The organism is Castellaniella sp. (assembly GCF_034675845.1).
GTDB lineage: Bacteria > Pseudomonadota > Gammaproteobacteria > Burkholderiales > Burkholderiaceae_B > Castellaniella.
Map to the genome: position 1 here is coordinate 203,893 of NZ_JAUCCU010000002.1, position 26,451 is coordinate 230,343.

Below are 26,451 nucleotides of genomic sequence, written 5' to 3' on the forward strand. Positions count from 1 at the left end.
CGCAAGGCTCCCATGGCGGAATAGGTAGACGCAAGGGACTTAAAATCCCTCGCTTTCGGGCGTGCCGGTTCGATTCCGGCTGGGAGCACCACTATAAATTTGGCAAACACGCTACAATCAAGAGTTACCTGATTTAAATTTTATACAGGCAAGCATCCCATGGATCAACCTCGTACGCGCCTAGTCATGGGCAACTGGAAAATGCACGGCAGCCTGGCAGATAATGCCGCGCTGCTGGATGGTCTGGTGGCTGGGGTGCAGCGTGCAGGGCTTGCCCAATTGGCGGTTTGTGTGCCTTTTCCTTATCTGGCCCAGGTGCGCCAGGCCCTGAGCGGATCTGTGATCAGTTGGGGTGCACAGGACATCAGCGCCCATGATCGTGGGGCCTATACGGGCGAGGTTTCCGCCGCAATGCTGGCTGATTTTGGTGTTGGCTGGGCCCTGTGCGGGCACTCCGAACGCCGTGCGCTACATGGCGAAACCAGCGCCCAGGTGGCCGACAAGGCGGTTGCTGCCCTGGCCGCAGGCATCACGCCGGTGGTTTGTGTGGGCGAGACCCTGGCTCAGCGTGACGCCGACCAGGCCGAAGCCGTGATCGCCGAGCAACTGGCTCCGGTGCTGGCACTGGGGGCTGAGGCCCTGGCGCGCCTGGTCATTGCCTACGAGCCCGTCTGGGCCATAGGCACGGGGCGCACCGCCACGCCCGAGCAGGCCCAGGCCATCCATGCATTCGTGCGTGCCGCACTGGCCCGACACGGGGCGGCGAATACCCGCATTCTTTACGGCGGCAGCGTCAAGGCCGCCAATGCGGCATCGCTGTTTGCCCAGCCGGATATCGACGGCGCCCTGGTGGGGGGTGCGGCCCTGATCGCCGACGAATTCCTGAATATCGCGGCTGCGGTCGCTTAAGACTCCCGGAGTCCTTACATCATGCAATTGTTTTCTTCCGTCCTGCTGACACTGCAGATTATCTCTTCTCTGTTGGTCATTCTGCTGGTCCTGCTGCAGCAAGGCAAGGGTGCCGATATGGGCGCCGCCTTTGGCAGTGGTTCAGCAGGCAGTGTGTTTGGTTCGGCTGGTGCCGCCAACTTCCTGTCGCGTGCCACCAAATGGGCCGCCGTGCTGTTTTTTGCCGCCACCTTGGGGTTGGCCTGGGTGTCGCACCACCCCAGTGGCGCGCCGCTGGAATCCGGCATCATGCAGGGCTTTATGTCGTCTGAAGAAGCCCCTGTGCCGCCGACAGGCAGTGCTGTTCCGAATTTGGGCTCGGTGGTGCCATCCGTTCCTGCCGTGCCATCCAGTCAGCCGGCCGCTGATGCCAGCGTACCTGCAGCGGCCAATTCGGCTGCCTCCGTGCCGTCGGTGCCCGGGGATCAAAAACCTGGCGACAGCAAATAATCTGTCTTCATGCTAGAATCTGCGTCTTTCGCAGTAGGCGAAGCCGTCGTGGTGGAATTGGTAGACACGCTATCTTGAGGGGGTAGTGGCGAAAGCTGTACGAGTTCGAGTCTCGTCGACGGCACCACAGATATAAATCAGGCTGTTCCAGGACAGCCCAGAAAGTACCGGAAACCCGCATGAACATTAAGTTCTTGCGGGTTTTTTCATGTCTGTGTGAATCAGGGCGGGTCAGACAATCCCACGTTTTTGGGTATGTGTTTGGGTATGTTAAAACTCACATACCCAAGGATGGCCCAATTAAAGACCCGACATGCCCAAAATCGCCAAACAATTATCTGACCTGGCAGCCCGCAAGGCGAAGCCGCGAGATGCCGCCTATAGCTTGCCATCTGGACAAGGCCTTCATCTTGTCGTGTTGCCGTCCGGTACCCCATCGCCCGAGATTTGATACGCCAGGCCTGTTCCCAGGCTTCGCCTGGGGCCCCGTGTTGTGACGCTGCCTGTCCGGTTTCCGGTCAGGCTGGGCCGTTCAGTCCCCAAATTCGCTGCGCTCCTTTGTGGCCTTAAACGTCCCACACATGACGCACCCCTGGCGGGGAGGGGAAAGGCGTTGTGGGTCAATGGCTTGCCAGGAGATGGCCGGTTTTGGCGATGTAGGACAGATAGGGCACTGGAATGGTGCAAGCCATTGATCCGTCAGGGAGAACGGCGGCCACGCCTGTGGCCGAATGGCGCGTAGACGGTAGCCAGAGTGGTGGGGGACACCATTCATACACCAGCGGTACCGCCTGGCAACACCGTAGACACACCGGCGATACACCACGCCGACACCAGTCGGGCACCGTCTGAACATCTGATGCACACCAATAGGCCAGCGGATTTCCACCAAGCCGGCGCGGTTGCGGGGAAATGACTACAAGATGGCCTGTAGTCCCTTGTTTGCGATGACGTTCAGCAGCTTCAGTGCCGGGCCTGTTGGGCGGGTATCCCCTTGCTCCCACTTTCGGACGGTCGATGCCGTGGTGTGCAGGTGGTGCGCGAACACCGGCTGGCTGAATTTCAGTTTTTCACGCAGGCTTTTGATGTCGCTGGGTGTGAGATCGTGCACGGGCGGCGGGCAGACGGCATCGAATTCGCGCATCGTCACTTTGTCGATGGCCCCGGCTTTGTGAAGCGTGGCCAGATCGCCGCGCAGGGATTCAATGATTTTGCTCACAATGCACCTCTAGTAATACCCCGGATTCCAGTGCCTTGGACAAGGCGTGTGCTGGCAGTTCCAGGAAGACTTTGCCAGCGTATTGGAGGGCCTTTTTTTCGTCCTGCGTGATGTTGGCCCTGTCGCTTTTCGCGAACCCATGCAGGAATACATACCGATCATCGATCCTGGCAGACAGCAGGGTACGGAATCCACCACTTTTGCCGCCGCCTGGCCGCGCAATGCGCTTTTTGTAGAGCATGCCGCCCAGATCGGCATCGATCAGACCGCTTTCCATCTCCTCGACGGCCTTGCATAGCGCAGAATCTGGCAGTTTTTCTGCCGACTGCCAATGAGCAAAGTCTTTTCTCTTCAGAATCAAGCCCATCAAGCTTCCTTTGAGTATACCCGATACGGGTATGGCTTTCTATTGCCAGGTGGCTGTAGTTTACGGATTGCCCAGCTCCAGTGCGGCTTCGTATGCATCAATTGTCATTTCCGCCGTTTCGTGAATTGGTCGTCCCTGAAGAATTCATTTCTCACCATCACGCCGGATTTCCGGCGATCTGAGGCCACGAATTCTGGCGGGGTAGCTCACCCCATAGGGATAATTTCTGGATCCGCTGCCAGATCCAGGCCAAAAAATAAGGAACAAAAAAAGGGCGGATGCCCTTTCGGGCAATCATGCGCAGCAGCCATTTCATATTGAAACCTGCCGCGCACAGCACCGCATGGATGGCATCCCCAATTTGCCCCTTTAAATGACAGCGGTTCATACCGTGATCGCTTTTCAGGTGCCCGATGATCGGTTCAATCGCCTGGCGGCGTTTGAGCAACTGCTGCTCTTTGGGCGTCAGGCGTTTGAATTTCCCTCGATGCTTCAGGGCGTATTCCGGGATCTCCGCATCGACGCCCCGATACCCCAGATCGGCATAGACCGCTTTGGGCCTGATGCCGGTGTCCTGCAACAGAATGCTGGACTGCTCCAAGGCCCCCGCTCCGGCATGCCGGGATCAGCTGCTGCCGGACACTGGCCCAGAAAGGACCGGCGGGCGGCAACGGTGGCATCCCAGTCCAGGCCGTGACGGTTGAAGCGCTTGATGCCGAAATAGTGCTCCAGCGATGGGCTGCATTCACCAGGCCGCAATCGGGCCGAGGAGTGGTCAGGATGTTGTGTGCTCGGTTGGTGGGTTAGTGGAATCCACCGCCAAATCCGCTTCTGCACTGTCGGTCAGGAAGAGCGTGCGGCTAATAGTTTTCTCCCTCGCTCAGCGATATGCTGCCAATTCGTCCAGCATCAGCTGGCGCTTGAAGGACCAGTCGCGCAGGTGTTCAGCTCTGGCTGGGCGCCAGCATATTCTCGATCAAGCGAATCATCACATCCTTGGCCTTCGGGTCGGATTCAGCAATCAACAAAGCCAAGGCAGCAAGACCGACATCATTAATGACTGGCTCGCCATCACGTTGCAGGCGACCGTTGCGGGCCAGAAAATCGACGAACAGATAGGAGCCGATGCGTTTGTTGCCATCCGAAAACGGATGGTTCTTGATGATGAAGTACAGCAGGTGGGCCGCTTTGGATTCCACCGTGGGGTAGGCGGGTTCGCCGAATACGGTTTGGTCCAGATTGCCCAAGGTGGCGACAAAGTCGTCCTCACGCTCGTTGCCGAACAAGGCCGTGGCCTCGCTGCGGCTCATGAGATCGGCCTTCAGTCGTGCAATGCCGGAACGGGCCTCGACAGGCGAGGGTAGCGTGCCGCCAGGGCTGCCAGATGGTTTGGTCAGCAGGCCTTCGTCATAGCGCTGCAGCCACAGGAATGTGTGGGTATATCGAGCGATCACGTCCACCAGACCGCGTCCCTGGTCGGTGGTCAGGGCATCACCGGCTGCAGCCTTCTTTACCAGCGTCAGGGCGGCTTCCAGTTCGGCTGCATTTTGCTCGAAGCGTTGGCGATTCAGGGTGTAGCCTTGCGTCAGGTGCTCGCGCAGGGTGCGGGTGGCCCACTGGCGGAAATGCGTAGCGCGGCTTGAATTCACGCGGTAGCCCACGGAGATGATGGCGTCGAGGTTGTAGTGCTTGAGGTTGCGCTGTACCTGACGGCGGCCTTCGGTTCGAACTGCTAAGAAATCCTTAGCAGTTGCCGATTCGGTCAATTCGCCGGCTGCGTAAATGTTTTTCAAGTGCATCAACACGTTTTCAGGCGTCGTGTCGAATAGATCGGACATCTGTCGTTGGGTCAGCCAGACGGTTTCCCCTTCCAGCCGCACTTCCACCTGCCCGGCGTCACCTTCAAAGATCACCAGCTGCTGTTCATCGTTCATGGGGTCTCCGGTAGGGCACGGGGTAGTGTCCGCATAGGAAAAGGCTTTCCTACGAAACCAGCCTGTTATAACGTACCTTTCGGCAGCAGGGCGCGTGCGCGCGACCTTTTTGGCCGGGGAAAAAGCCAAGCCTCACGTTTTAGGTATCTGTTTGGGTATGTGAAGACTGACCCACAGAAGCGTTGCATCAGCAGATCTTCAGGGTCGACCTGAAGGCCTGGGAGTGTGTCCCCATATGGATGGGGCGGGCCAGGCGTTCGGATATTGCCCTCTTACTGCTGAATCTGTCAGACTCTGCGTGAAACAGACGGAGAAAAGGAAAGCGCAATGGCGGATACAACGCTTGAGTTTTATACCGCTGATGGGCAGCGGCTTGATACATCGCATATTCGGGTGGTGCTGCCTGATGGCGAGACTTTCAAGATCGAGGCAGATATGCACCGTCACGGAGCCGCGACGGTTGTGCTGGACCCTGGAACGCCGGAAGCTCCGTCACGGCGGCTGTTCTCGATTGAGCCGGGTGCTGTCAATCTGTTTTTTATCAGGGCTCATTCATATCCGCCTGAGGGATGACAGGCTTGATGCCGTAGCTGAGTAAAGGATAAAAGATCATGGTGGGCGCGATTGCTGCACTGTTGCTGATGCAGCTGGCAGGCACTTTGCTGGTGCAATTTACGCATATTCCATTACCGGGGCCGGTCGTGGGCATGTTGCTGCTGTTTATTTATTTATGGTGGCGTGGCAGGGTTCCAAAACCTCTTTTGCGCACGACACAGTCGATTCTGGAAAATCTGTCGCTGCTGTTTGTGCCAGCAGGGGTGGGCGTTATTGCGCATTGGCATGAGATGGCCGATCAGGCAGGGCGGGTTGCCATTGTGTTGGTGCTGGGAGTGGCGATTACTTTGGTCGTGACGGCATTCACGCTGCACTGGCTATTGGGGCGTACCCGCCTCAGTGGCCAACAGGAGTAAGGCATGCCGCTTGATGTGATTTGGGTGTATTTGGCCAGGCAGCCACTGCTTTGGTTAACGGTGACCGTCACGGTGTTCTGGTTGGCAAAACAGCTTTATGCAACCGCCGGAAATTTCTCCTTATTCAATCCGGTCCTGGTGTCCATTGGGGCCATTGTCGGCTTGCTGCTGCTAACGGGCACGGATTACGATCAGTATTTCGAGGGGGCGCAATTCATTCACTTTTTGCTGGGCCCTGCCACCGTGGCATTGGCCGTGCCACTGATTCAGCAACTGGCCACGCTCAGACGCAGTCTGGTACCGCTGTTGGTGGCCCTTCTGGTGGGGTCGTTGGTCGGGATTTTGTCTACGGTGGCGCTGTGCTGGGTGATGGGGGTGGATGGCGCCATCATGCTGTCGCTGTTGCCGCGTTTCATCACCACGCCGATCGCGATGGGGGTCTCTGACCAGATTGGCGGCAGCGCCGAACTGACCGTGGTGTTTGTCGTGATTACAGGTGTGCTGGGCGCTGCCTTTGGCGTACCGCTGCTGGGGCGCCTGATCAAGAAAGATCCGATCGCCGGTGGCTTTGCCTTGGGGGTGACCGCACACGGGATTGGCACGGCGCGCGCGTTTGAACATAACGATCAGGCGGGCGCATTTGCCGGACTGGGCATGGGTTTGCACAGTGCATTGGCAGCGATTCTGATTCCGCTGGTGGTGTGGTTGTTCGAGTTGTAGTGTCATGACAATCTGCCATAATATCCATGCCCATAATATGGATGCTTAATGCATGCTGACACCAGGAGAACAAGATGAATATCAGGCGCAGGGCCTTTATGCAGGTCTGTGGGGGAACGGCAGGTATATCACTAGTCCCGAGGTTGGCTTCAGCCTGGTCGACAGACAGGTCTGGCGGGGCATTGGACCAGGTAACTTCCACTCAGATTGAAAAATCCATCAAGGCCGGGTTTGGCGGTGGTTTTGTGGTCTATCGGCAGTCCCGGCAGTCAGGGCGTATTCAGGCCACGATCGGCCATGCCGACAGCCGTTATGTGGTGGTGTCCGATAACCTGTTTGACTGGACTGTCGTGTCCGGCAAGTCCTGATTGGAAAAATCTATGTCTACTGCCATTAAAAGCATTCGTATTCATCCTGGTATCGGGATGGCCCGCATGGGCGACAGCGACGAATTTTTCATCGGCCCCGAAGCCCCCGGCGTGGTGGCTGATCCTGGCGGGCAAGGCGGCCCTGGGCCTGAGGGCGGCACGTATCGTGATGCTGATATGCGCCTGAAACGCCAGGCACAGCGCTACCGTGTTTATGCCTACGATGCCAATGACCAGGTCATCGGTGAACTCTCCACTGATTCTGATCAGGTCAAATCCCTGCATTGGCGCGTTCATGTGCGCAATATGAAAGCCGCCAATTATGCTTTTCAAGGCGCTTACCTATTTGATCCCGATAAACTGCGGAATGCCGGCATCCAGCCCGGCCTGAAGCCCGGCCAGCGCAATCAGCTGATCATTGACCCAGGCGTTCATACGATTGCTTCGGGACAGGACCAGGCCGTCGTCATGAAGGGCGATGTCTTTACGGGTATCGATAAGGGCAAGCTGCCCGGCGCTTTGCGCTTCGAGGGGTACACCCCGGCCGACATCAACCAGGAGGTCGATGTCACCTATACCCCCGCGCACGGCATCGAACTGGGCCAGTTGCGGCTGGACAAGGCAGACCGCCTGCTGTTCATCGCATCGCCCGGTAAGGCCGAATGTGTCACTACCCCCAAGGTCGCGCTGTCCAACCCCAGCGAATTTCACAATCCGCCCAATGGCCCGGATAACGGCACAGACCCCCTGACCAATCAGTTTGCATACTTCAATATTCCAGGCTGGTGGGATGACACCTGCGGGGGCGAGATCGATGTGACGGTCACCCTGGCGGACGGCACAGTGCTGAGTACGCGGGATGGCGTGAAAACCGCTGCTGACGAAGGCACCCGCAATCCCTTGCGTGGCGCATGGGTGGTGACGGCACCTCCAAAATACGCCCCGCACATGATGCATGTCGTGTCTATCCTCGACCGAGTCTACGAGGCCTTCCCGGAGGCCTATCCCTATACGGGCCAGCAGACCGATTTTTATCGGGATGTTTATCCCTTGTTCTCCAAGGCGGTGAATTATGGCTGGGTCAGCGCCCAGGCTGCCGGGGTGGATGCCAGCACAAAAAACCTGGCGCATGGGCCCAAACAGCCGGGTAATTTACTCAGTCCGGCTTATGTCACGGCTTTGTCCAATCCTGGTGATGACTTCAAGCCTTTGCGCCAACGTATCTACGATCTGATGCGGCATTCTGCCGGCCAGCGTAGCCGTCTGGTGGATTCACTGCTGCCGGCGCCGCCTTTGCGGCCCACCAGTTGGCAGGATCCGAAGTTCGCCGACAAGACCGACGAGCACAAGATGCCCAAGCTCTGGGGTTCGGGTGGCAAGCCCCTGCAAAACCAGCAACTGGGGGATAACTTCCCCAATCAGTTTCTCAGCTTGACGGACTGGCAGTTACGCCATCTGAAGGACTGGGCCGATGGCAATTTCCAGACCGGTTCCTTGCAGGCACCGCTGGCATTGGATGGCTTGCCCGTTGACCAGCAGCCGCATGCTTTGGATGCGGCTGCTCTGGAACCCACCATTGGCGGCGGATTTCACCCGGGCATCGAGTTTCCGTACCTGATTATTTACCGCGATAAATTCGCCGGTGCCTTTCGGGTGGCGTCGGATATCGAGCCAGGTGAACTCAGCGCCTATATGTCCAGCCCCTGGCAGGGGGATTTCTGGTCTTGCAATACGGCGTGGTGGCCTACCCAGCGCCCGGATATCGTGTTCCAGTACGACAGCAAGACCCAGGATCGCACCCACCGCGAATGGTTCCGGGGGTACGACGAAGCCGGCGAACCCCTGTCATCTACCGATGGCTATGATCAGATGCTGTACGCCTGGCCTAAATTGGGTATGGTCTTGCCCTTGAAGACGCCGGACGGTCAGTTCTTGCTGGATAACGGCGAGGTCGTCTACGTGGAACAAGAGCGCGATCCGGCCCTGGATCGACCACCACCGGGCAAAGCCAGCTGATGTCTGCTGGTGCGCCCGCCTTGGGTGCTACCTGGGATGTTGTCATCGTGGGGGCGGGGCCGGCGGGCTGCGCCGCTGCGATCACCTTGGCTGGCTTTGGCTGGCGGGTGCTGCTGGCCGAGCCGCGCACCGCGCCGCGCTTCAAGCTTGGTGAATCCATCGCCCCTGGGGCGATGGGCTTGGTCCGGCAATTTTTAGGCCCTTTGGATGATACGCCTGGTCAGGCGCAGGCCTGTTTTCGGACTGCCGGCAATGTCTCTGTGTGGTCAGGACCGCAGCCTGAGGTGACGGATTTTTTTTTACACCCCCAGTCAGCACGGTCAGTGTGTCGATCGGCTGCTCTTTGATCAGGCCCTGCGTGATCGTGCCGTGGTGGCAGGCGCTCAAATCATGGCGGGCGGACGCTTTGTCAGCTGTAGCCGCTTGACCGAGGGGCAATTGCGCTGGCAAGTTGTCTTGGCTCAGTCTACCGGACAGTCGGTGCATCGGACGCGTTTTTTGCTGGATGCCTCTGGGCGCGCCGCCGTGGTGGGACGGACGTTGGGTGTGGCTGCGCAGGTGGTGGATACGTTGTTTGCCTATGCCCAGTGGTACGACAGCACAATCGAAGATCGGGATTGCCATACCCGGATTGAATCGGGGCCTGCTGGGTGGTGGTATAGCAATCGCCTGCCTGGGGCTGCAGCGCGGCGTCTGCTGGTGTTTCATACGGACAGTGACCTGCCCACCGCCAGGACAGCCGCTCGCAAGGCGGGCTTTGACGCGTTATTGGGGGCTTCGACGCATTTGGGGCCTTTGTTGCAATCCAAGGGTTATTTGCCCGATGATATGCCTATCCGGGGGGCCTCGGCAGGAAGTCAGCGTCTGCAGGATTTTGGCGGGGCGGATTGGCTGGCAGTGGGGGATGCGGCCCAGGCCTATGATCCATTGTCGTCGCAAGGCATCTGGAAGGCCTTGGATAGTGGCAGCGAAGCGGGGCACCTGGTGCATTATCAGCTTCAGGCCGATGCGCCGGTCGGCCAGGATCAATCTTACATACGCCAATATATGGCGCACCAGGATCGGCGCTGGCAGCAGTACGTGGCTCAACGGAATTTTTACTATCGTCAGCAATCACGCTGGTGTGATGACGTGTTCTGGCGACGCAGAATGGCTGCTTGAAGGGTATTGAGCCCCCTGTGCTAAAGTCCAAACGTCCTTTAATTGCAGCTTGAACAGGCTGTTTTGAGCAGGTATTGCCGCATGGAAATCGTTTTTTCTTCCCGCCATGAATCTGAACCCCAGGCGTGGGTCAATGCCTTGCAACAGGCGCTGCCCGAGCATCAGGTGCGTGCCTGGGATGAAGGCCGACCCTCGGGGCAGGCTCAGATGGCCGTGGTCTGGGCGCCGCCGACGGCACTCTTTCAGCATGAACCCCGTCTGACGCATGTGTTCAATCTGGGGGCTGGGGTGGATGCGCTGCTGCCGCTGCCGGGGATGCCCGACGACATTACCCTGGTGCGCATGGAAGACGGCGGCATGGCGGTGCAGATGGCCGAGTATGTGCTGCATTACCTGGTTCGTGTGTCCCGGGATCTGGACCGCTATGCAGAGCTGCAGGCACAGGCCTGTTGGCGGCCTTTGCCGGACATTGATCGCGATGCTTGGTCGGTTGGCGTGATGGGGGCTGGGGTCATGGGTGCGCGGGTGGCCCAGGCCTGTGCCGCCCTGGATTATCCGGTTGCGGTTTGGTCGCGCAGCGGACGCCCGGTGCCCGGCGCCCAGGTTTATGCAGCAGATCAATTGGATCAATTTTTGGCGCGTACCCGAGTGCTGGTCAATGTGCTGCCCTTGACGGATCAGACCCAGGGTATTTTGTCGCAGGCCCTGTTCGATCAGCTCTTGCCGGATGCCTATCTGATCAATATTGCGCGGGGCGCGCACTTGGTTGAATCCGACTTATTGGCCAGTCTGCAGGCTGGGCGTTTGCGTGGTGCGGCACTGGATGTTTTTGCCCAAGAACCCTTGCCGGCTCATCATGCTTTTTGGCATGATCGGCGCATTCACGTCACGCCGCATGTGGCGGGGGCCAGCCTGTTGTCCTTGTCTGTGCAGCAAATCGCAGACAAGATCCAGGCCCTGGGGCGTGGCGAGGCCATTACCGGGGTGGTGGATCGTTCTCGTCAGTATTGAGTCAGACAGCCTGCTGGGCCAGTTGTTCGGCCCAGGCCAGACGTTGGTCGACATGTTCCAGCCCCTGCAGAAAACGATCTGGAATTGCCTGGATACCGCCAATCGCGCCGCATAAGGCGCCGGTCAGCATGGCGCGCGCCATGTTCTGGCCACCGCCATTGACCGCGTGCAGCACGGCGGATTCGAAATCCCCCTGAAAACGCCCGGCCAGGTAATAGGCTGCCGGAAACTGATGGTATACGGCGCAGGGCATGCCATAGACCAGGGATGCCTTCCAGGCGGGCTCGATGCGGATATCGGGATCTTGGGCGGCACGTACGATACAAGATGCCGTCAGCAGCGCATCCGGCGATGGAAACTGGCCGGCGCGGCGCGAGGCCTCGGGCCCTGCTGGCGGGACCTGCTCGCCATGGCCGGTGACTGAATGAAAGGGCAGAGTGCCTTCGCGCACCATGGCCATCAAGCGGTCGGATGTTTGAGCATCCAGGGATTCGCCGCGCACCAGGCTGCCCAGCACACAGGCATATGCCACCGTCATGGCCATGACAGTTGTATCGTGCTGGGTCAGTGCCGTATTGGCTGAGGCCAGGCGAGCCAATTGATCCGGCTGGCGGGCGTAGCGGATGGCCAATGCCGGGATGCGTTCAGCGGCTTCAGTGGTGTCGGCCAAGCCTGATACTTGTCCCCAGGGATGGTGTTCGTGCACCCGCAAGCGCCAGGTTTCGCGGATGGACTGGCTGGTGTAGCCGCCTGGGCCGTTCATGGGGGTGCCGTCCAGTTGGCTGAATAAATCCTGATCCAGCCGACGGCAGAAGTCGTCTTCCTGGTAGCCGTTCTGTGTGACCAGGGAATCGGTCAGCAAGTCCAGGATGACGCCCGCCTGGGATGACTGGCCAGCCTTCATGCCGCCGTGGTAGCGATCAGGGCGCGGATCGGTGTAGTCCGTGATCCAGTTGCCATAATCGTGGCGCAAGGCATCCAGATCGTAGTACCAGTGCGGCCCCAGTGCCAGGGCGTCGCCAATATAGGCGCCCATCAGTGCGCCGCGGGCGCGTTGCTCGAAGGTGGGGAGGGTGTCAGTCATGGTGAGTTCCATTCGACAAAAAGCAAGACCCTTAGTATGCGATCTCGCCCGATGTAAAAGCAAGGCGTGTGCTTGCGGCCTGCAGCGCAGTGAGACGATTGTGAGGGATTCCAGCAGGGTGGCTGCGTGCTACAGTGACCTCATATTCGTCAAGGAGCAACCCTATGCAGTTCTACCCCATCGGGACACCGGGCACAGCCTGGGGGGCCAATGAAAAATCGCTTTGGCTGGCCCGTCAAACACGTCATCGCAGTTATGCCGATCTGGTGCTGGCCGCCGTGGAGCAATTGCGCGATCATCTGGATGTCGAGCAATACGGTCAGTTGGATTATGCGCCCGATACCTATCCTTTGATGGGGCTGCGCAGCCGGGATTGGCATGCAGACCGGCCAGTGGCCCTGGTGACGGGCGGTGTGCATGGCTATGAGTCCAGCGGCGTCTTTGGGGCGCTGCAATTCGCGGCTGATCATGTGCGGGATTATGCAGGGCGCCTGGATATTGCGATCGTGCCCTGTGTCAGCCCGTGGGGGTTCGAGCGCATCCATCGCTGGAACCCGGCGGCACTGGACCCTAATCGTTCGTTCCGTGCCAATAGTCCAGCGGGCGAATCCGCTGCCTTGATGCAATGGGTCGCGCCTTTTGCGGATCGGGTCCGGGTGCATATCGATCTGCATGAAACCACTGATACGGATGAATCCGAGTTTCGCCCAGCCCTGGCCGCTAGGGACGGTCTGGATTTCACGCCCGGCGGTATCCCGGACGGTTTTTATCTGGTGGACGATACCGACTCGCCTCAGCCCGAATTCCAAGATGCCGTGATCCAGGCAGTGCGGCGTGTCACGCATATTGCACCAGCGGATGAACGGGGTGAGATCATTGGCTCTACGGTGGTTGCACCGGGTGTCATCCGCTATGCCCTGCGGCCTTTGGGCCTGTGCGCAGGGATTACAGACGCCCCTTATCGAACGACCACAGAGGTCTACCCGGATAGTCCTCTGGCCAGCGCCGAACAATGCAATGCTGCCCAGGTGGCTGCAGTGCGGGCTGCGCTGGATTATGCGCTGGCGCATGGCTAGGGTAAATCCCAGTCTTGCGGCCTAGGGGCTGCTTGCTTATACTGAAGCTGCTACCAAGTGGTAGTGCTTCATCGCCATACAGGCGTTGACTTCGCACTGCGCCCATGCAGTGCCGCTGCCCCAGTGGCAGTAAGGCCCCACCAAGAGGTGGGGCCTTTAAATTTGTGCATCCACAAATGCATACGCGCCAGAGGGTTTCCGGGCCAGTACTTCAATCCATATCGTTCTGATGGCAGATAACTTGGTTGCGGCCACTTTGCTTGGCTTGGTATAGCGCTTGATCGGCTGTCTTGATGATGTGCTCACCGGTGGTGTCCTGGCCTGGTCGCCATCCTGCCACCCCAATGGACACGGTTACGTTGCGGTCAGGCAGAATCGTCGCTTGCTCGATGTTGGAGCGCAGGCGTTCGGCAATGACAGTGGCGATATCCGCCTGGGTATTGGGTAGAATCGCCAGGAATTCCTCGCCCCCCATCCTGAATAGCGCATCGCCCTCGCGCGCCTGGCTGCGCATGCGGTCGCCTATCTGGCAGATGATCTGGTCGCCCACATCATGCCCGTGGGTATCGTTGATGCTTTTGAAAAAATCAATGTCCAGCGCGATCACGGAAAAAGGCTGGTTCATGGACAGGCAGGCTTGTAGTGCCAGACTAAGTCCCCGGCGGTTGCCCAGGCCGGTCATGGGGTCTTGGTAGGCGGCCTCTTGTAGTTGGCCCAGTTGCAGGCCGACCGCCCCCAGGCCCGACAGCAGGGCGCCCTGCAGGTGGTCGGCTTCAAAATACCAACAGCGCACGGATCGGATGCGCTGCACCATCTGGTCTTCATAGCCATTTTGAACAATTTGGGCCAACTCGCCCAAGGGGCGCGAGACCAGATTGGATAGATACCATAGCAGGGCCAATAGCAAAGCCACGGGAATCATCAACTGCCAGAGCATGTTCCGCATGAGCTTGCTGAGCTGGGATAGCGTCACCAGGGTGGGTCGTTGGACGACGATGCCCCATTTTGCTTCTGGGACGTAGGCAAAGCCCGCCAACATATCCACCCCCTGGCTGTTGGTGATGCGTTGCATGCCATGTTGGCCATTCAAGACGGCATCGACCACGGGATTGATGGTCACTGTGGTGCCAATGCGGTCTGTCTTCGGGTGGTACAGCAGGCGTCGGGCCGAATCCACCACGTACACGTAGGTGTCGTTACGAAAGAAGTGCTCGCCCAACTGACGGGCCAGGGCGCCATCGGATTTCAGATAGATGGTCCCGGTCAGATAGCCCAGGTACTGGTTGGACTGGGTATACAAGGGGTGAGTCAGCTGGATGGCCAGGTTACCCAGCGTGGTGGTGAGAGGGCTGCTGATGGTGGGAGTCTGGTGGCGCAGCCCGGCGTTTGGAGAGTTCTGGTCAATGCGCTTGCCTTGCAGATTTCGAGAGCGCGGCGATACCGTGGAAATAATCCCCTGGCTATCGGTGAGTGAGACCGTATTGAATCCCACCCCTTGGGCGCGCAGACGATCGACTTCGCTTTGCCACTGGCTTGGCTGTTGACGGGACTGCACGATGCGCTCGGCTGTATAGGCCAAGTCCTGCTGCGCCTGTTCCAGCAGGTTCGAGGTAGATGCAGCGAGTTTTTCCGCAAAGGCCTGATTGGATATCAGGGTGTCATCCATCAGTTGTTCACGCTGCACATGATAAACGCCGATCGCGCCTGCAATCAGCATGATCAGTACGCTGCCGATAGACAGAATCAGCACCAGTTGGCGTAGGGTGATGCGTGAGCGTGGCCGGATAAGCATCCCGGGTTCCTGTGTTGATAGCACTCGAAATGACTGCCTGTGATGTGGTTAGCCTACTATAGTTGGGCTGCCGGAGCCATGTGGCTGGCAGGGTGGCTTGCAAGATTAAAAAAACTTGCTATAATTTCGCTCTTTGGCGCATTAGCTCAGTTGGTTAGAGCGACGGAATCATAATCCGCAGGTCCGGGGTTCGAGTCCCTGATGCGCCACCAGTAGAATCAAGCACTTACGCCAATCCTTCGGGGTTGGTGTTTTGCTTTGTGGCGTTCGTGTAGCCACCATGTAGACTTTGGCGATCAATCCCGGCCTCGATATCCTCAGATTGAGGAAAAGGATCGGATCTCAAATCACACCCTTCCCATGCAACGAAGGATAAGCCTCCATCCGCCGATGGCGGCCGGATCTACACCAGCGGCGGGGACCTCCGGGAATTTCCGTAATTAACCGGAAGGCGGCTATTGGCCCCTTATCGTCAGAACAGGGTCGATGCACTGTGTGGTGCATCGCTTTTTCAGAGCGGCTACAAGCCCCTTGGTTTCGGGCCGCTTGAGAAATGTCCCCGGCCGCTGCGACACTGTGGCCTTGTTGCGAGACTTCGCCGCACGGTGAAGATCATTCAGACAGAAGCGGCCCTCTGCGTCCTGCCGGATAGCCGTGATGGTGTCGTTCATGGAAACGAGACCCCGTCCCTGCGTGCGCGTGGGGCGCGGTATCGCGGTCGTTATTATCGACCGCGATAGGCGGAATCCCGCCTTTCTCAGGTTCGGCTTGGTCAGATTTGAAATCCGACCAAGATTGCGCACCGTTCCCGCTGAATAAGTTGTTGATCTACAGACAGGATTCAATTTTGAATCCTGTCCCTTCTCGCCGCTCTACTGAACTCTGACTTCCACCACCGGTGGGCGTGAAAAACCCGGCGCTTGGCTGGGTCGATGGCTCTCGTTGAATTCAAATCTGTTAACCATGAACATCGGCCCCAAAGCCGCGCAGGGCTTTGTTCTCGGGGCTTTCGCAGGGATTGGTCTGCTTGGTTTGATTAACAATTAACCAAAAAGGGGAAAAATCTCTGAATGAGGGAAGCGGCCGGTCTAGATCCGGCGAACCTGTACGGTTTTGTAGTGCCCCCCCTGCTACATGCTCGTTGTCCGGCCACCTGTAGCGTGGTGACGGGCGCATCAGACCACCTTGGATCATCCCCATACGTCGCGCTCATGATCGCAGTCAGTGCCCGTGTGATGCGCTATACGGGTAGCACCGTCCTCATAAAAGAATGCCCCACTAGCCATGCCTGAACCGGTGGGGCTGCCAGTCGCGCAGCGTCTATGGGCACTGCCACCGGCTGACGGGGTTTTGTCATCACGCACTCGCCGTCTGATCGTGTCCGAGTTACCGGCATTGCCGCCCCACTCGGCCAGGGTACAGATCGAAGCCTTACGGCCTCGAATCGCCCTTACACGCTACTCGGCTCAACGATAAACACGGCTCCCGCGTCCAGCAGTTCCAGGCCAGCCCTCAACTCGCCCAGGACCGTCACCAAGTTTTTGGTGAAATTGTTCCCGTGCGAGTTCGAAAGCAGGACGCTGGGCCGCTCACGATCCAGAACCGTGATGTAGTTCAGATCCAGCACCAAGGCGTAGTCTTGGGGCAGGCCGGGCTCGAGTGCTACAGGCAGGTTCCACAACGCGGGCGGGATCGGGCTAGCAGGGCTACCAAACAGGTAGATCCCTTCAGTTTGGGTCTTGGCTGTACCGATCTCGGCAAACCAGGTCAGCGGATTGATGACGATCAGTCCAGGCTGAAATCCAAGGTTCGATTGACGCACCACAGCTTCCCCGACGCGATCGGCAAATGTAGCTGACACGGGCAGCGTCATGACCGTACCTTGCACGGTGAGGCCAGCGATATGGAACGCTTCGCCCACGCCATCCGTAACGCCGTTTCCGTTGATAATTTCAAAGCTCAGCTTGTTCAGCAACTTGGCCCGAAGCACGGAATCAATAACTCCGGACAGTGCGGCATGATCGCCCAGCACCTGACGCGATACGGTCGTATGGCCCGCGATAGTTGCAATGTTCGCCCGTCGCTTGGTGCCATCGAAAATCAATTCCAGCTTTTCGGCCCCTTCACCCTCCTGATAACCCACATCATCAGTCGTGCTCAGTTGGACAAACTCGACGGAATCAGCGGTCACCGGGCGGGTGCGCAGGAAATTCAGCAAACGCGGCTGGGCGATCACCGGCCCGACGATACCGCCACGCTCGGGCTGGCTTGGCATTCCGGTATTTGTCGAAGGCGAAGGATCGTAAGGCTCGTTCACCAGTGCGGATTGGATAGACAGGCCATCCAGCGTCAGGCGTGCCGTGCCTTGATTCCACGCCGCCAGGTGCTCGAAGCTCGCATCATCCGAGATAGCGGCGCGTAGCGCAGACCCCATCCCGCCCGAACGCGCACCGGATCGCGGGGCGACGCCGCCTTGCGCTACCAGTTCCTGCTCGATAGCATTCATGCGCGAATTCACGCTTGCAATATCCTCACGATACCCCCGCACGGCGTCACCGAATCGGCGGATTTCGTTATTCATCTGTTCAACTTGATCAATTCCGGCCATGACAGTTCCTAAAAAAATAATGGACACCCTAATCTTGGCCCACGGGATACGCCCCCGCGAATCATTCAGGGACGATTCGGGCCAAGACGGGCCAGACACGGACAAGCCGGGACATTTCTGGCTATTGCATTGTGGTTTGTGCGGCACATACGTGGGCCAGAACCTGCCGTGTCCCGTCGGGCAGGACCGCCTCGAAGAGAACGGTAGTTGCCCCGTCTGCCTGCACCACCATCGAAATAGACAGCCCATTTCCAGCCGCCAGCAGTCCGGCGGCACGCGCTTTATCCTGCTCGGGCATCGCCGCCAGAAACTCCTCAACGGCAGGCCCAGCGGCTGCCACAAATCGCTTGATTGCATCCATGTTCAAAGCTCCAAAGTTTCAAGAGTGGGTTGTCGACCGCGCTCGATCCACAGCGCCAAATCTGCGACTCGATACGTGACGCGGCCAGCAGTTTTGTGAAAAGTCGGCCCCAGTCCCTGGCCCCGCATACTTCTCAGGGTCTTGGCTGACGCCCCGACAAGATCGGCGGCCAGCGCTTCGCCTACGCGCCCGTCTGGCGTGATTTGCCGCCCGTGTTGCTCAATCCATTGCAAATAGGTTTCGGTCGTTGAGGCAACGCGCTGTTCTAGATCGGTGGAAATCATCGCGCCCACCACACGCGCAAAGCTTTGCAGTAGGCCCGCAGCTTGCGACGCCACGGCAGGCGGGCACGGATGGTCCCCATTGGGCACTCATGCGCAGCACGTTCGGCTACGGACTTGGATGCACCCTTGTCGAACCGAATGTGCCGCTCGAATTCGCGCTTGAGGTGGGCCGCCAGGACAGATTTAAATTTCTTTTGGTTCATCGGTTTTTCCTGAAAATAGGTTTGCTTTTTTTCTGGACGTTTATGAAATGAAGGGGAAGCGGCCGGTCTAGGTTTGGCATGGCCTCAAGGTTTTGCCCTACCCCACGCCACCGTGAAAAGACGCCTTCCCGTTCTTCCCGTTCTGCCCGAAACGGGAAACTTCGGGAACGTCTGCCATCCCGTCCATCCCGTTCCCCCTATAAGGGGGACGGGAAACGGGAAAGACCGGGACAATTTGGGTTGTGGAAATTACTTGATCCACAGCCAGCCCTCCGAATGTTCGATCAGTCCACTGGTGACCAAGCTTGTAATGGCAGCGCGGGTTCGCTCGGTGCGCCGTTTCGGTTCGCAGGTCAGTTGCGGTCCTATCTGTTCAATGGCGGCCTCCAGCTTGATCGAGGGGCGGCCATCGGGCAGATTGGCCGGCGCGTCTGCCGGGCGCACGTCGCCAGCGTCCCGTAGCAGGTGGCCCAGGTGATCCCATACGATCTTGGCGTTACCGCCTTTGGGTGACTTCGGCAGCGCGGCCCTGGGGGCGACCTCCATCGGCACCACGCAGGCCCCGGCGATCTCGTGGCCATCGGCCAAGGTGTGAAGCACCACGCGACCCAAATCAAAAGCGTGCGAGACGGGTTCAGCGTCTTTCGACTTCCCGCCGTCGCCGGTTTCAGTGTTCACGCTGCGGCCCTGGGGGCCTGTCGTGACGGCCAGCACCACATCACAGGACGCATACAGCGAACTGTGCCCGCGTGCGCCTCGTGTCGTGTCCTTGCCCATGTGATGAACCGCCAGCACCAGACCGCCTGTAATGGCCTGTAGGCGCTGCAATGCTTCGATCAGTACCCCCATATCGGCGCTGCTGTTTTCGTCGATTCCTGGGCTTGCCTGGGCTAGCGTGTCGATCACGATCAGGCCGCCGTCGCCACCCGCATTCAGAATGGCGCGGGCCAGGTCGTGTACATCCTGCTGTTCAGTCAATTTGAGCGTGTCCAGCACCACGGCGAACCCATCGGGCACCTGGGCATTGTTCTGGCGCTCCCATGCTTCGATGCGGCGCTTGATCCCGGCGCGGCCTTCCAGCCCGACATAGACCGTCTTGCAAGGCCGGGTGCCGTGATCGAACCACGGCAGGCCAAGTGACACGCGGGCCAGCAGATCCAGGGTGACGAAGGATTTACCGGCCCCGGACTGGCCGATAACTAGGCCGATCCCGGTCATGGGCAGCACGTTGTCGATTCGCCATTCCAGATCCGGCAGGCTGCGCAGTTCGTCACGGTTCAGCAGCTTGAACCTGGGCGGCGGATTGAATACAGCCACCAGGGCAGCATCACCTTGTTCATGGCGCACGTCCCACCAGTCGCAGGCGGCCCCGTTCAGTTCAGGTAGGGCCACAGTACCCCCGACTGCTTTCGCGGCTTCCTGGGCCTTCTGGCGGCCTACGTTGGGGCCATCCGGCTTGATGTCGTTGTCGGCTGCCAGGATGATCCGTACGTCCGGGTGCTGACGGCGCAGGTCCTGGGCCACAGCCAGCAGATTGCCGGCATTGAACGCCACGCAGACCGGCAAGCCCGCAGCCTCATGGATTGCTGCCCCGGTGGCGAACCCTTCGCAGATCACGATGGCCGGCCCAGGATGGCCGATCCAGAACCGCCCGCCAGCCATGCGGCCACCGGGATGGAACCGTTTGGCGCCATCAGGCTGGACAGTCTGCAGGCTCTGGATCTCGCCCCGGGCGTTGTAGACCGGCACCAGCAGAGATTGTCCTTGCTGTCGTGTGCCGTGCGGCTGGATAGCCTTCTTGACCAGGTATGCGGCATCGGTGGCCGGGACAGCGGCGTCCCATTGCTGGCTGGCCTTGACGGCGGCGTCCTGATACTCGGCTTCGCGGGCGGCCAGGGCGTCAGCCCGGGCGGTCTCGACTTGCTGACGGAACGCCTGAGCCTCGACCTTCGTCATGGCTCGATTGTGGGACTTCTGCCAGGTGAAGGTCTGGTCAGTGCGCCAATTGCCAAACACAGCCCCCTGCCCATCAGGAAACGGACGACACCAGGCGGCCAAGTTGCCCCGCTTGCCTTCGGGATCATCGAACCGGCAGAACGATCCGGCGCGGATCTCCACGTTTGACGGGCACGGCAGGCCGACCTGGGCCAAGGCAGCGTCCAAGGTTTCGGCGTGGATCAGATCCATTTCCGCACCCCCCGCAGCCAGCGCCAAGCCTGAATCAGCAGATATGCAATCGCGCTCATGCCTACACCTCCGGGCCGCGCAGGACGCGATAGCGTTTTACCCTGACGGTGCGCCCAAACCTTGTTTCCACGTCCTCCCATTGGTCGTGAATGACGTAGCCTAGGCCGCGCAGTGTGCTGACAGTCGAGTGCAAGCACGTGTCACCTTCCCGGATAGCCTCGAACGTGTTCAGGCTGCGGGCGCGCAGGATTGCTGCGATCATGTCTTGCTTGGTAGAATGATCTCGCTTGATGTTTTGGTTTGTCGCCTCGCCCGGTTGCCGCCGGGCGTTGCCTTTTGTGGGGCCGGTCATTGCGCGTCCCCTTTACCCATCAGGCGGGCGGCGGCGTCCACAGGCCACAGAAGGCGGCGATTGGGCATCTTGTGCGGGCGAACCCCGAAATATGCGCCATCACGGCACAGGGCGGCCCGCAAGGTCTGCGGCTTGATTTGAAGTTGTGCGGCGAGCTGATCAGTAGTCAGCCCTTGCGCGGCAATGGTGATGGTCATAGCAACAGCTCCGGTGCTACGGCATGTCACGGTTGCAAGGCGGGCCGAATGAATGCCCAGCTACCGATCAATGCCGTTTAATTTCGGCTTGTTGCTATTGTCCCTGCGTAACCTATTGATTTAAAGCGAATAATGGGTAATGAAACTCGTCAGATTACCTTTTTCTCTTTACCACATGCGTCGTCGTTTTGACAGCCTCCGGATCAAATCCGTACTGCTCAGCCAGCCCATAGACGATCTGTTTTTTTAGTCCCATTGGGCCGCCGGGCCGGTGCAGATCATTCGCGGCCTTTGCGACCTCGACCAGCATATCCACGCGCTTCGCTGGCCTGCCACGCTTGAGCCTAGGCGCAACAGCATCAGGTAGCGCCTTGCGGGTATCTGCCTGCTCCAGCGCCCTACCAATGGCGTCCATGCGCTCAGCCATGAACGCGGCTAGTTCATCAGGCAACGATAAGCCCGCCGCCAGAAATACGCCTGCCAGCCGGTACAGCCTCGAAAAGGCGAGTTTATCCCCCTGCCGCGCCAATTCAATTTCTTGTTGCTGGCCGGGGCCAAAGACTGCCTGCCCTCTTTGTTGGTGCTCTTCGCTCTCGCTCATTGTACTGACCTCATACGGTCCAAAAATTGACGTCAGCACCAAGCCGGTGGACTACCCGGCTTTTCCCGCCGTCGCGGTAGGTGCTGGCGCAAGGGTTAGGCGGCCTCTTCAGCCCAAGCAATGAAATTTTCGTGATTGCAACCAGCAACCATTATTCGGGCCGATGCGCTTTCTGCTATTTCGGCCATGCCCCTCAGTCTTTTTGCGAAATCATCAAGCACACCGGTCAATGGAGCAAAAACCCTGGCTTTTTCTTCATCTTCCGCAAGGTCGGCATAGAAGGCCCCGCCTTCACCTGCTAGAACCGCCGTCAAACGCCATTGGCGAATGAAAAGCTCTTTGTTGAAAACCATATCAGCGAGATCGTCTACTTGATCTTTCGGTATCGCCGGTTCGCACGTCATGACCTGTTCATACAAGCGGTCAAGCTCTTCTGCTTCCTGCTGGTTTACAGTGTTGGTAGCCATCGTTTACTCCTTGGTAGTGATGATGGTCAGGGGTCGCTGGCACTGTAACTGCCACCGGCCCCGCTTTGCCTGAACCCGTCAGGCGGCGGTGATGCTCTTTTGCTGGGCCTCGACGGCAGGCTGTTCAATCCCAGCCTGCTCCAAAATCCAGCCCTCGATCTTGGTGTGCCACATGCGCAGCAGATCCAGCGGGCGGCGGCGGTAGTGCTTTTCTGCAATCGCGCTTGGGCGGTGGCCCATGATTTGCGCGGTAATCCCTGCCGGACACTCAACCCATTCTGCCAGTGTACCGAAAGACCGGCGCAGACCGTGGATCGTCAAATGCGGCAGGCCAGCGGCTTGCAGTGCCTTGTTGTGCGAAATGCGTGGTTCCTGTATCCGGCCCGTAGCGCTGGTAGGACTATGAAAAACCCAGGGCGACGGCTCGGCGGGCTTGTCCTGGCCGTCCAGGCGGTGCACGATGGGCTTAGCTTGCCTGCGCTGTAGATCGCGCAGCAGCGCCGCCACATACGGGGTCAGGCCAATGGTGCGCTCGCCCTCCACTTTGTCGCGGATCGTCAGACTTTTCCACTGAAAGTCCACGTCCTCCCAGCGCAGGCTCGCCACCTCCTCGCGCCTGGCCCCGGTCAGCAGCGCCACTTGCAGATACGCGGACTGCACCGGATTGGGAATGCGACGCACGGCAGCGAACCACGGCTTCAACTGCTCCCGCTGTAGACAATCATCCTTAGCTTTCGGCCTCGGCAGGTCTTTCTTCATGCGCACGCAAGCATCAGGCTGTACCCGGTCGCGCCAGTCCGGTTGATCGCTGCACCAGTTCAGGAACGCGCCAAGCAACGATACCGCCAGCCGGGCGCGGGTCGGTCGCGCTTGCGCATGTTCTTCCAGCCATGCGGCCACCCGGTCGCGGGTAATCTCTTGCAGCGGCAGTTCCAGCAAAGGCCGCAGGATTCCCGGCTCTTTCTCGGCAGCCATGCCAGCCCGACGCCCCCGCGTGATCTTCTCGCCACCTTCGCGGCTCATGGTTTCGTGGTCGGCCTTGTGCCGGTCACTCCAATGCCCCGCCCTGGCCTTGATGTACGCCTGCCATGCGTCCAGGGCTGGCGTGGCATCCAGCTTCGTCTGGCGGCGCTTGGCAGCATCAGCGGCGATTTGTTCCGCCTTCACCACACGCGGATCGCGGCCATCGTCAATCATGATCCTAATTTCGCTGGCGCGCCGCCGGGCCTGATCCAGCGTCATGGCGGACGGATCGCCCAGCGTGACGCGGATATTGCGCCCCGCCAGCTTGCCCTCGTAGACGTAGCTTTTCGATCCGGCGGCAGTCACCCGCAGGGCGAATCCCCTCTGCTCGCTGTCGCGTAAAAAAACCTGCTGCTTACCATCAGGGCATGTCGCCTTGCTGACCGTTCCCTGGCGTAGATTCACCCGATCTTGCTGCTTGCTCATGTTGTGCCTCTCCAAAGTCTACATGGCACCCATGTAGCCACCATGTAGACTTTAGATTAGCATTTAGATCAACATCGATCAACCTACGGATTTGTGTAGGATTTATCTATGCTATTGAAAAACAATAGTTTTTGAAAATTCTATGTTGATGCGGATTGATCGAAAAACAACATTTTTTCAGAATCATAATCCGCAGGTCCGGGGTTCGAGTCCCTGATGCGCCACCAAATTTTCCCTGTTCAATCAGGACATTGAAGCCACCCGCTGCGGTGGCTTTTTTGTTGTTTGCTACTTGGGTGTCAACCAAGTGTCAACGCAGGATTTTCCTGACAGCTCGGAGACGCGCTGTGCGACGAATGGCTGGTACCAGTGCTCGACGGTGGCGCCGCCGATCAGATCACTTGATTCATCCGGCAAATTGCCGTACCATTTTCTCATGGAGGACATCATCATGCCTGTAGCCATCTCTACCGCCCGTCTCGAAGCTCGAATCAGCACTGACCTGCATTCGATGCTCAAACGCGCCGCTGAGCTTCAGGGGCGTACTATGACTGACTTCGTGGTCACCGCCGTCCAGGACGCCGCACAACGCGCCATTGAGCAGGCTGGGGTTATCCGTTTGTCGATGGCCGATCAGGAGTGCTTTGCACAGGCGCTGTTGTCACCACCTAAGCAAACACCCGCCTTGAAGCGTGCTTTTGCTCGCCGCAGCAAACTCCTGAGTGCTGAATGAGCAGTACGTCGTTCCGGCTTGCCTTGTTGGATAGCACGCACGACCGCGCTGCATTCAATAGTGATTCAGAACCCTTAAACCGCTACTTGCAGACGCAGGCCACACAGGATGTTCGCCGCCGTGTTGCTGCTTGCTATGTCGCATTGACTGATGAGCAACGCATTGCAGGCTACTACACCCTGGCTTCATCAAGTGTTTTGCTGACTGATATTCCCGCCAATATCGGCAAAAAACTGCCGCGCTATCCGACTGTGCCAGCGGTTCGCATGGGCCGCCTAGCCGTTGATCAGGCGTTCAAGGGACAGGGACTCGGTGGTGCGCTCCTGGCTGATGCGCTTGATCGTGCTGCCCGCGCTGAGATTGCCGCCTTTGCCATGACGGTGGATGCCAAGGACGATGCGGCTTCAGCCTTTTATCGACACCATGGCTTCATTGATTTGCCTGATTCACCGCTGACCCTGTTTCTGTCGCTGGCAACTGTTCGGCTTTCTTCAAAGTAGTATTTCAGTGTCAAAAAAGCGTCAACTGTATAGCAAAAAATAGCGCATCCATAGCGACGGATAAGTAATCTAACCAGTTGATTTAAAAAATGAATCAACGCCAATGATACACAATCAAGCTGAATCATAATCCGCGGGTCCGGGGTTTGATTCCCTGATGCGCCACCAGATTTTCCCTGTTCAATCAGGACATTGAAGCCACCCGATGCGGTGGCTTTTTTGTTGTTTGCGGCTTGGGTGTCAAGCAAGTGTCAACGCAGGACATCATCATGCCTGGCGGCAGATGCTCAATCCAATCGGAAGCATACCTTGCCGCCTGCAGCGGCTGATGGCGGTATGGAGGTCAAGAACCGGTTCGATCAAGATAAAACAAAATACCGTCGACATTACGGTAGGAGTGGCCATTGGCGGGGCGGTATCAGCCACCCCGTGAAAGCATCTAAGGTAAAATTTCCTTGTTAAATTTTCTGGAATCACCATGCGACTTCTTATTGCGCTGTTGCTACCTTGGCTTACGTTTTTCACAATCGGACGGCCGTTCGCCGGTATCTTTTGTCTGATCTTGCAAATTACGCTTATCGGTTGGGTGCCTGCGGCTATTTGGGCTGTGTATGCGCTGAGTCAGTACAAGACCGACCAGAAGATTGCCAAGGCATTTGGAAGCCGCAGCTAGGCTTTGAGGCTTGGTGCGTGCTTGATGGCTCGGGCTTGCATTACGGCAAAGGGTTCGGTTTTCTGGGTTTCTATATCGTCGTCCCTGAATGCCGTGGGCGCGGCTATGGTCTGCCCCTGTGGGATCGCGCACTTGAACAATTCGGCACACGAAATATCGGTCTGGATGGCGTCAAGGATCAGCAAGACAATTATCGAAAATCCGGATTCAATCTGGCGTACAGCAATATCCGCTATGTCTGGAATAAGCGTGTACCTGCTGGACCAACAACAACGCCTTTCATCGTTCCTGTCGATCAGGTCCGCATGGATACGCTGACAAGCTATGATCGGTTGTGTTTTTCAGTACCGCGCCCGGATTTTCTAGAAGCCTGGACGCAGCAGCCTGATTCAGTCACGCTAGTGTGGCAAGAAAACGAAGCGATACGTGGCTACGGAGCCATTCGTCAATGCCGCGAAGGGTGGAAGGTCGGCCCCTTATTTGCAGATCATCCAGGCATCGCAGAGCACCTGCTGCTGGCGTTATGTGACGGGCTCCCGGATCAGGACTCGATCTATCTGGACGTGCCTGAAGTGAATAAGGAAGCGATTCGCCTGGCTACCGGTCTGGGCATGCACGAAGTGTTCGGTACTGCCCGCATGTATAACCGTTATTCTCCCGACATCGCCACGCAGCGTATATTTGGCGTGACCAGCTTTGAATTAGGTTAGCCCAAGCAG

The 26,451-nt window shown here is 58.5% G+C and carries 33 protein-coding genes and 3 tRNA genes; 18 read left to right on the forward strand and 18 right to left on the reverse strand.

What is annotated here, in order from left to right:
* Nucleotides 1-6: 6 nt before the first annotated feature.
* The 4 genes from VDP81_RS12540 (at nt 7) to VDP81_RS12555 (ending at nt 1,525) form a co-directional block, all read left to right on the forward strand.
* Nucleotides 7-91, forward strand: a tRNA-Leu gene (locus VDP81_RS12540).
* A gap of 68 nt (nt 92-159) precedes the next feature.
* The gene (gene tpiA, locus VDP81_RS12545) at nt 160-909 is read left to right on the forward strand and encodes a triose-phosphate isomerase (RefSeq protein ID WP_322997153.1); all 750 of its coding nucleotides are present in this window, start codon (nt 160-162) and stop codon (nt 907-909) included.
* A gap of 21 nt (nt 910-930) precedes the next feature.
* Nucleotides 931-1,398: a preprotein translocase subunit SecG gene (gene secG, locus VDP81_RS12550; protein ID WP_323012511.1), complete on the forward strand. Its 468-nt coding sequence runs from the start codon at nt 931-933 to the stop codon at nt 1,396-1,398.
* Nucleotides 1,399-1,440: 42 nt separating this feature from the next.
* Nucleotides 1,441-1,525 (forward strand) — tRNA-Leu (locus VDP81_RS12555).
* 789 nt (nt 1,526-2,314) lie between these two features.
* On the opposite strand, the gene VDP81_RS12560 is transcribed toward VDP81_RS12555, so the two are convergent.
* The 5 genes from VDP81_RS12560 to VDP81_RS12580 all read right to left on the reverse strand — a co-directional run bounded on the left by VDP81_RS12560 (nt 2,315) and on the right by VDP81_RS12580 (nt 4,918).
* Nucleotides 2,315-2,617 (reverse strand): DNA-binding transcriptional regulator, encoded by a 303-nt coding sequence (locus tag VDP81_RS12560; RefSeq protein WP_322997169.1) that lies wholly within the window; start codon nt 2,615-2,617, stop codon nt 2,315-2,317.
* Nucleotides 2,601-2,984: a type II toxin-antitoxin system RelE/ParE family toxin gene (locus tag VDP81_RS12565; RefSeq protein WP_322997170.1), complete on the reverse strand. Its 384-nt coding sequence runs from the start codon at nt 2,982-2,984 to the stop codon at nt 2,601-2,603. Before VDP81_RS12565 ends, VDP81_RS12560 begins: the two co-directional genes overlap by 17 nt.
* Before the next feature lie 157 nt (nt 2,985-3,141).
* Nucleotides 3,142-3,585 (reverse strand): transposase, encoded by a 444-nt coding sequence (locus VDP81_RS12570; protein WP_322997171.1) that lies wholly within the window; start codon nt 3,583-3,585, stop codon nt 3,142-3,144.
* The gene (locus VDP81_RS12575; protein ID WP_322997172.1) at nt 3,477-3,821 is read right to left on the reverse strand and encodes a TrbM/KikA/MpfK family conjugal transfer protein; all 345 of its coding nucleotides are present in this window, start codon (nt 3,819-3,821) and stop codon (nt 3,477-3,479) included. The genes VDP81_RS12570 and VDP81_RS12575 overlap by 109 nt, the downstream gene beginning before the upstream one ends.
* Before the next feature lie 107 nt (nt 3,822-3,928).
* Complete coding sequence (locus VDP81_RS12580) at nt 3,929-4,918, reverse strand: virulence protein RhuM/Fic/DOC family protein (protein ID WP_323012512.1); 990 nt, start codon at nt 4,916-4,918, stop codon at nt 3,929-3,931.
* Between the two features lie 327 nt (nt 4,919-5,245).
* Here VDP81_RS12580 and VDP81_RS12585 point away from each other — a divergent pair, with 327 nt between their 5' ends.
* The 8 genes from VDP81_RS12585 to VDP81_RS12620 all read left to right on the forward strand — a co-directional run bounded on the left by VDP81_RS12585 (nt 5,246) and on the right by VDP81_RS12620 (nt 11,165).
* A complete protein-coding gene (locus VDP81_RS12585; protein ID WP_323012513.1) occupies nt 5,246-5,491 on the forward strand; it encodes a hypothetical protein in 246 nt (81 codons plus the stop codon).
* A gap of 38 nt (nt 5,492-5,529) precedes the next feature.
* Complete coding sequence (locus VDP81_RS12590; protein ID WP_322997175.1) at nt 5,530-5,889, forward strand: CidA/LrgA family protein; 360 nt, start codon at nt 5,530-5,532, stop codon at nt 5,887-5,889.
* Between the two features lie 3 nt (nt 5,890-5,892).
* The gene (locus VDP81_RS12595) at nt 5,893-6,609 is read left to right on the forward strand and encodes an LrgB family protein (protein ID WP_323012514.1); all 717 of its coding nucleotides are present in this window, start codon (nt 5,893-5,895) and stop codon (nt 6,607-6,609) included.
* 182 nt (nt 6,610-6,791) lie between these two features.
* Nucleotides 6,792-6,977 (forward strand): hypothetical protein, encoded by a 186-nt coding sequence (locus VDP81_RS12600; RefSeq protein WP_322997177.1) that lies wholly within the window; start codon nt 6,792-6,794, stop codon nt 6,975-6,977.
* A 12-nt stretch (nt 6,978-6,989) separates the two neighbouring features.
* On the forward strand, nt 6,990-8,993 hold the full coding sequence (locus tag VDP81_RS12605) for a LodA/GoxA family CTQ-dependent oxidase (protein WP_322997178.1): 2,004 nt from the start codon (nt 6,990-6,992) through the stop codon (nt 8,991-8,993).
* The gene (locus VDP81_RS12610; RefSeq protein WP_323012515.1) at nt 8,993-9,340 is read left to right on the forward strand and encodes an FAD-dependent oxidoreductase; all 348 of its coding nucleotides are present in this window, start codon (nt 8,993-8,995) and stop codon (nt 9,338-9,340) included. Before VDP81_RS12605 ends, VDP81_RS12610 begins: the two co-directional genes overlap by 1 nt.
* A 109-nt stretch (nt 9,341-9,449) precedes the next feature.
* Nucleotides 9,450-10,154: a hypothetical protein gene (locus VDP81_RS12615; RefSeq protein WP_323012516.1), complete on the forward strand. Its 705-nt coding sequence runs from the start codon at nt 9,450-9,452 to the stop codon at nt 10,152-10,154.
* Between the two features lie 81 nt (nt 10,155-10,235).
* Nucleotides 10,236-11,165 (forward strand): glyoxylate/hydroxypyruvate reductase A, encoded by a 930-nt coding sequence (locus VDP81_RS12620; protein WP_323012517.1) that lies wholly within the window; start codon nt 10,236-10,238, stop codon nt 11,163-11,165.
* A 1-nt stretch (nt 11,166) separates the two neighbouring features.
* Here the strand turns inward: VDP81_RS12620 and VDP81_RS12625 are convergent, their stop codons facing one another.
* Nucleotides 11,167-12,249, reverse strand: a complete 1,083-nt coding sequence (locus VDP81_RS12625) for an ADP-ribosylglycohydrolase family protein (protein ID WP_323012518.1) — start codon at nt 12,247-12,249, stop codon at nt 11,167-11,169.
* A gap of 164 nt (nt 12,250-12,413) precedes the next feature.
* Between VDP81_RS12625 and VDP81_RS12630 the strand changes: the two genes are divergently transcribed.
* Nucleotides 12,414-13,325, forward strand: coding sequence for a M14 family metallocarboxypeptidase (locus VDP81_RS12630; protein WP_322997182.1), 912 nt, complete (start codon nt 12,414-12,416; stop codon nt 13,323-13,325).
* A gap of 211 nt (nt 13,326-13,536) precedes the next feature.
* Here the strand turns inward: VDP81_RS12630 and VDP81_RS12635 are convergent, their stop codons facing one another.
* Nucleotides 13,537-15,117 carry a sensor domain-containing diguanylate cyclase gene (locus VDP81_RS12635; protein WP_323012519.1) on the reverse strand — a complete coding sequence of 527 codons (1,581 nt, stop codon included), beginning with the start codon at nt 15,115-15,117 and terminating at the stop codon, nt 13,537-13,539.
* A 135-nt stretch (nt 15,118-15,252) separates the two neighbouring features.
* Between VDP81_RS12635 and VDP81_RS12640 the strand changes: the two genes are divergently transcribed.
* Nucleotides 15,253-15,329, forward strand: a tRNA-Met gene (locus VDP81_RS12640).
* Between the two features lie 1,238 nt (nt 15,330-16,567).
* Here the strand turns inward: VDP81_RS12640 and VDP81_RS12645 are convergent.
* From VDP81_RS12645 to VDP81_RS12695, 11 genes are all read right to left on the reverse strand, one after another.
* Nucleotides 16,568-17,725, reverse strand: a complete 1,158-nt coding sequence (locus VDP81_RS12645; RefSeq protein WP_323012520.1) for a phage major capsid protein — start codon at nt 17,723-17,725, stop codon at nt 16,568-16,570.
* Between the two features lie 121 nt (nt 17,726-17,846).
* The gene (locus VDP81_RS12650; protein WP_323012521.1) at nt 17,847-18,086 is read right to left on the reverse strand and encodes a hypothetical protein; all 240 of its coding nucleotides are present in this window, start codon (nt 18,084-18,086) and stop codon (nt 17,847-17,849) included.
* A 2-nt stretch (nt 18,087-18,088) separates the two neighbouring features.
* On the reverse strand, nt 18,089-18,370 hold the full coding sequence (locus tag VDP81_RS12655) for a hypothetical protein (RefSeq protein WP_323012522.1): 282 nt from the start codon (nt 18,368-18,370) through the stop codon (nt 18,089-18,091).
* The gene (locus tag VDP81_RS12660; RefSeq protein WP_323012523.1) at nt 18,367-18,573 is read right to left on the reverse strand and encodes a hypothetical protein; all 207 of its coding nucleotides are present in this window, start codon (nt 18,571-18,573) and stop codon (nt 18,367-18,369) included. Before VDP81_RS12660 ends, VDP81_RS12655 begins: the two co-directional genes overlap by 4 nt.
* A gap of 249 nt (nt 18,574-18,822) precedes the next feature.
* On the reverse strand, nt 18,823-20,760 hold the full coding sequence (locus VDP81_RS12665; RefSeq protein ID WP_323012524.1) for an AAA family ATPase: 1,938 nt from the start codon (nt 20,758-20,760) through the stop codon (nt 18,823-18,825).
* A 61-nt stretch (nt 20,761-20,821) separates the two neighbouring features.
* Complete coding sequence (locus VDP81_RS12670) at nt 20,822-21,112, reverse strand: helix-turn-helix domain-containing protein (protein WP_323012525.1); 291 nt, start codon at nt 21,110-21,112, stop codon at nt 20,822-20,824.
* Nucleotides 21,109-21,309: a hypothetical protein gene (locus tag VDP81_RS12675; RefSeq protein WP_323012526.1), complete on the reverse strand. Its 201-nt coding sequence runs from the start codon at nt 21,307-21,309 to the stop codon at nt 21,109-21,111. The genes VDP81_RS12670 and VDP81_RS12675 overlap by 4 nt, the downstream gene beginning before the upstream one ends.
* A gap of 154 nt (nt 21,310-21,463) precedes the next feature.
* Nucleotides 21,464-21,910 carry a hypothetical protein gene (locus VDP81_RS12680; protein WP_323012527.1) on the reverse strand — a complete coding sequence of 149 codons (447 nt, stop codon included), beginning with the start codon at nt 21,908-21,910 and terminating at the stop codon, nt 21,464-21,466.
* A gap of 95 nt (nt 21,911-22,005) precedes the next feature.
* On the reverse strand, nt 22,006-22,377 hold the full coding sequence (locus VDP81_RS12685; RefSeq protein ID WP_323012528.1) for a hypothetical protein: 372 nt from the start codon (nt 22,375-22,377) through the stop codon (nt 22,006-22,008).
* Nucleotides 22,378-22,455: 78 nt separating this feature from the next.
* Complete coding sequence (locus tag VDP81_RS12690) at nt 22,456-23,826, reverse strand: integrase family protein (RefSeq protein ID WP_323012529.1); 1,371 nt, start codon at nt 23,824-23,826, stop codon at nt 22,456-22,458.
* Nucleotides 23,827-24,114: 288 nt separating this feature from the next.
* Entirely contained in the window at nt 24,115-24,279 is a 165-nt protein-coding gene (locus tag VDP81_RS12695; protein WP_322997204.1) for a hypothetical protein, read from the reverse strand.
* Here VDP81_RS12695 and VDP81_RS12700 point away from each other — a divergent pair.
* The 4 genes from VDP81_RS12700 to VDP81_RS12715 all read left to right on the forward strand — a co-directional run bounded on the left by VDP81_RS12700 (nt 24,278) and on the right by VDP81_RS12715 (nt 26,442).
* Nucleotides 24,278-24,559 carry a DUF1778 domain-containing protein gene (locus tag VDP81_RS12700; RefSeq protein WP_322997205.1) on the forward strand — a complete coding sequence of 94 codons (282 nt, stop codon included), beginning with the start codon at nt 24,278-24,280 and terminating at the stop codon, nt 24,557-24,559. The genes VDP81_RS12695 and VDP81_RS12700 overlap by 2 nt on opposite strands.
* The gene (locus tag VDP81_RS12705) at nt 24,556-25,059 is read left to right on the forward strand and encodes a GNAT family N-acetyltransferase (protein ID WP_323012530.1); all 504 of its coding nucleotides are present in this window, start codon (nt 24,556-24,558) and stop codon (nt 25,057-25,059) included. Before VDP81_RS12700 ends, VDP81_RS12705 begins: the two co-directional genes overlap by 4 nt.
* A 478-nt stretch (nt 25,060-25,537) precedes the next feature.
* A complete protein-coding gene (locus tag VDP81_RS12710) occupies nt 25,538-25,732 on the forward strand; it encodes a YqaE/Pmp3 family membrane protein (protein WP_322997207.1) in 195 nt (64 codons plus the stop codon).
* A 17-nt stretch (nt 25,733-25,749) separates the two neighbouring features.
* A complete protein-coding gene (locus tag VDP81_RS12715; protein WP_323012531.1) occupies nt 25,750-26,442 on the forward strand; it encodes a GNAT family N-acetyltransferase in 693 nt (230 codons plus the stop codon).
* The last annotated feature ends 9 nt before the right edge of the window (nt 26,443-26,451 follow it).

Excerpts from the sequence above, each read along its gene's own strand:
- tpiA (WP_322997153.1), top strand. The coding sequence starts at position 160 with ATGGATCAACCTCGTACGCGCCTAGTCATGGGCAACTGGAAAATGCAC.
- secG (WP_323012511.1), top strand. The coding sequence starts at position 931 with ATGCAATTGTTTTCTTCCGTCCTGCTGACACTGCAGATTATCTCTTCT.
- VDP81_RS12565 (WP_322997170.1), bottom strand. The coding sequence starts at position 2,984 with ATGGGCTTGATTCTGAAGAGAAAAGACTTTGCTCATTGGCAGTCGGCA.
- VDP81_RS12580 (WP_323012512.1), bottom strand. The coding sequence starts at position 4,918 with ATGAACGATGAACAGCAGCTGGTGATCTTTGAAGGTGACGCCGGGCAG.
- VDP81_RS12585 (WP_323012513.1), top strand. The coding sequence starts at position 5,246 with ATGGCGGATACAACGCTTGAGTTTTATACCGCTGATGGGCAGCGGCTT.
- VDP81_RS12590 (WP_322997175.1), top strand. The coding sequence starts at position 5,530 with ATGGTGGGCGCGATTGCTGCACTGTTGCTGATGCAGCTGGCAGGCACT.
- VDP81_RS12595 (WP_323012514.1), top strand. The coding sequence starts at position 5,893 with ATGCCGCTTGATGTGATTTGGGTGTATTTGGCCAGGCAGCCACTGCTT.
- VDP81_RS12605 (WP_322997178.1), top strand. The coding sequence starts at position 6,990 with ATGTCTACTGCCATTAAAAGCATTCGTATTCATCCTGGTATCGGGATG.
- VDP81_RS12610 (WP_323012515.1), top strand. The coding sequence starts at position 8,993 with ATGTCTGCTGGTGCGCCCGCCTTGGGTGCTACCTGGGATGTTGTCATC.
- VDP81_RS12620 (WP_323012517.1), top strand. The coding sequence starts at position 10,236 with ATGGAAATCGTTTTTTCTTCCCGCCATGAATCTGAACCCCAGGCGTGG.
- VDP81_RS12625 (WP_323012518.1), bottom strand. The coding sequence starts at position 12,249 with ATGACTGACACCCTCCCCACCTTCGAGCAACGCGCCCGCGGCGCACTG.
- VDP81_RS12630 (WP_322997182.1), top strand. The coding sequence starts at position 12,414 with ATGCAGTTCTACCCCATCGGGACACCGGGCACAGCCTGGGGGGCCAAT.
- VDP81_RS12635 (WP_323012519.1), bottom strand. The coding sequence starts at position 15,117 with ATGCTTATCCGGCCACGCTCACGCATCACCCTACGCCAACTGGTGCTG.
- VDP81_RS12645 (WP_323012520.1), bottom strand. The coding sequence starts at position 17,725 with ATGGCCGGAATTGATCAAGTTGAACAGATGAATAACGAAATCCGCCGA.
- VDP81_RS12650 (WP_323012521.1), bottom strand. The coding sequence starts at position 18,086 with ATGGATGCAATCAAGCGATTTGTGGCAGCCGCTGGGCCTGCCGTTGAG.
- VDP81_RS12655 (WP_323012522.1), bottom strand. The coding sequence starts at position 18,370 with ATGATTTCCACCGATCTAGAACAGCGCGTTGCCTCAACGACCGAAACC.
- VDP81_RS12660 (WP_323012523.1), bottom strand. The coding sequence starts at position 18,573 with ATGAACCAAAAGAAATTTAAATCTGTCCTGGCGGCCCACCTCAAGCGC.
- VDP81_RS12665 (WP_323012524.1), bottom strand. The coding sequence starts at position 20,760 with ATGGATCTGATCCACGCCGAAACCTTGGACGCTGCCTTGGCCCAGGTC.
- VDP81_RS12670 (WP_323012525.1), bottom strand. The coding sequence starts at position 21,112 with ATGACCGGCCCCACAAAAGGCAACGCCCGGCGGCAACCGGGCGAGGCG.
- VDP81_RS12675 (WP_323012526.1), bottom strand. The coding sequence starts at position 21,309 with ATGACCATCACCATTGCCGCGCAAGGGCTGACTACTGATCAGCTCGCC.
- VDP81_RS12680 (WP_323012527.1), bottom strand. The coding sequence starts at position 21,910 with ATGAGCGAGAGCGAAGAGCACCAACAAAGAGGGCAGGCAGTCTTTGGC.
- VDP81_RS12685 (WP_323012528.1), bottom strand. The coding sequence starts at position 22,377 with ATGGCTACCAACACTGTAAACCAGCAGGAAGCAGAAGAGCTTGACCGC.
- VDP81_RS12690 (WP_323012529.1), bottom strand. The coding sequence starts at position 23,826 with ATGAGCAAGCAGCAAGATCGGGTGAATCTACGCCAGGGAACGGTCAGC.
- VDP81_RS12700 (WP_322997205.1), top strand. The coding sequence starts at position 24,278 with ATGCCTGTAGCCATCTCTACCGCCCGTCTCGAAGCTCGAATCAGCACT.
- VDP81_RS12695 (WP_322997204.1), bottom strand. The coding sequence starts at position 24,279 with ATGATGATGTCCTCCATGAGAAAATGGTACGGCAATTTGCCGGATGAA.
- VDP81_RS12705 (WP_323012530.1), top strand. The coding sequence starts at position 24,556 with ATGAGCAGTACGTCGTTCCGGCTTGCCTTGTTGGATAGCACGCACGAC.
- VDP81_RS12710 (WP_322997207.1), top strand. The coding sequence starts at position 25,538 with ATGCGACTTCTTATTGCGCTGTTGCTACCTTGGCTTACGTTTTTCACA.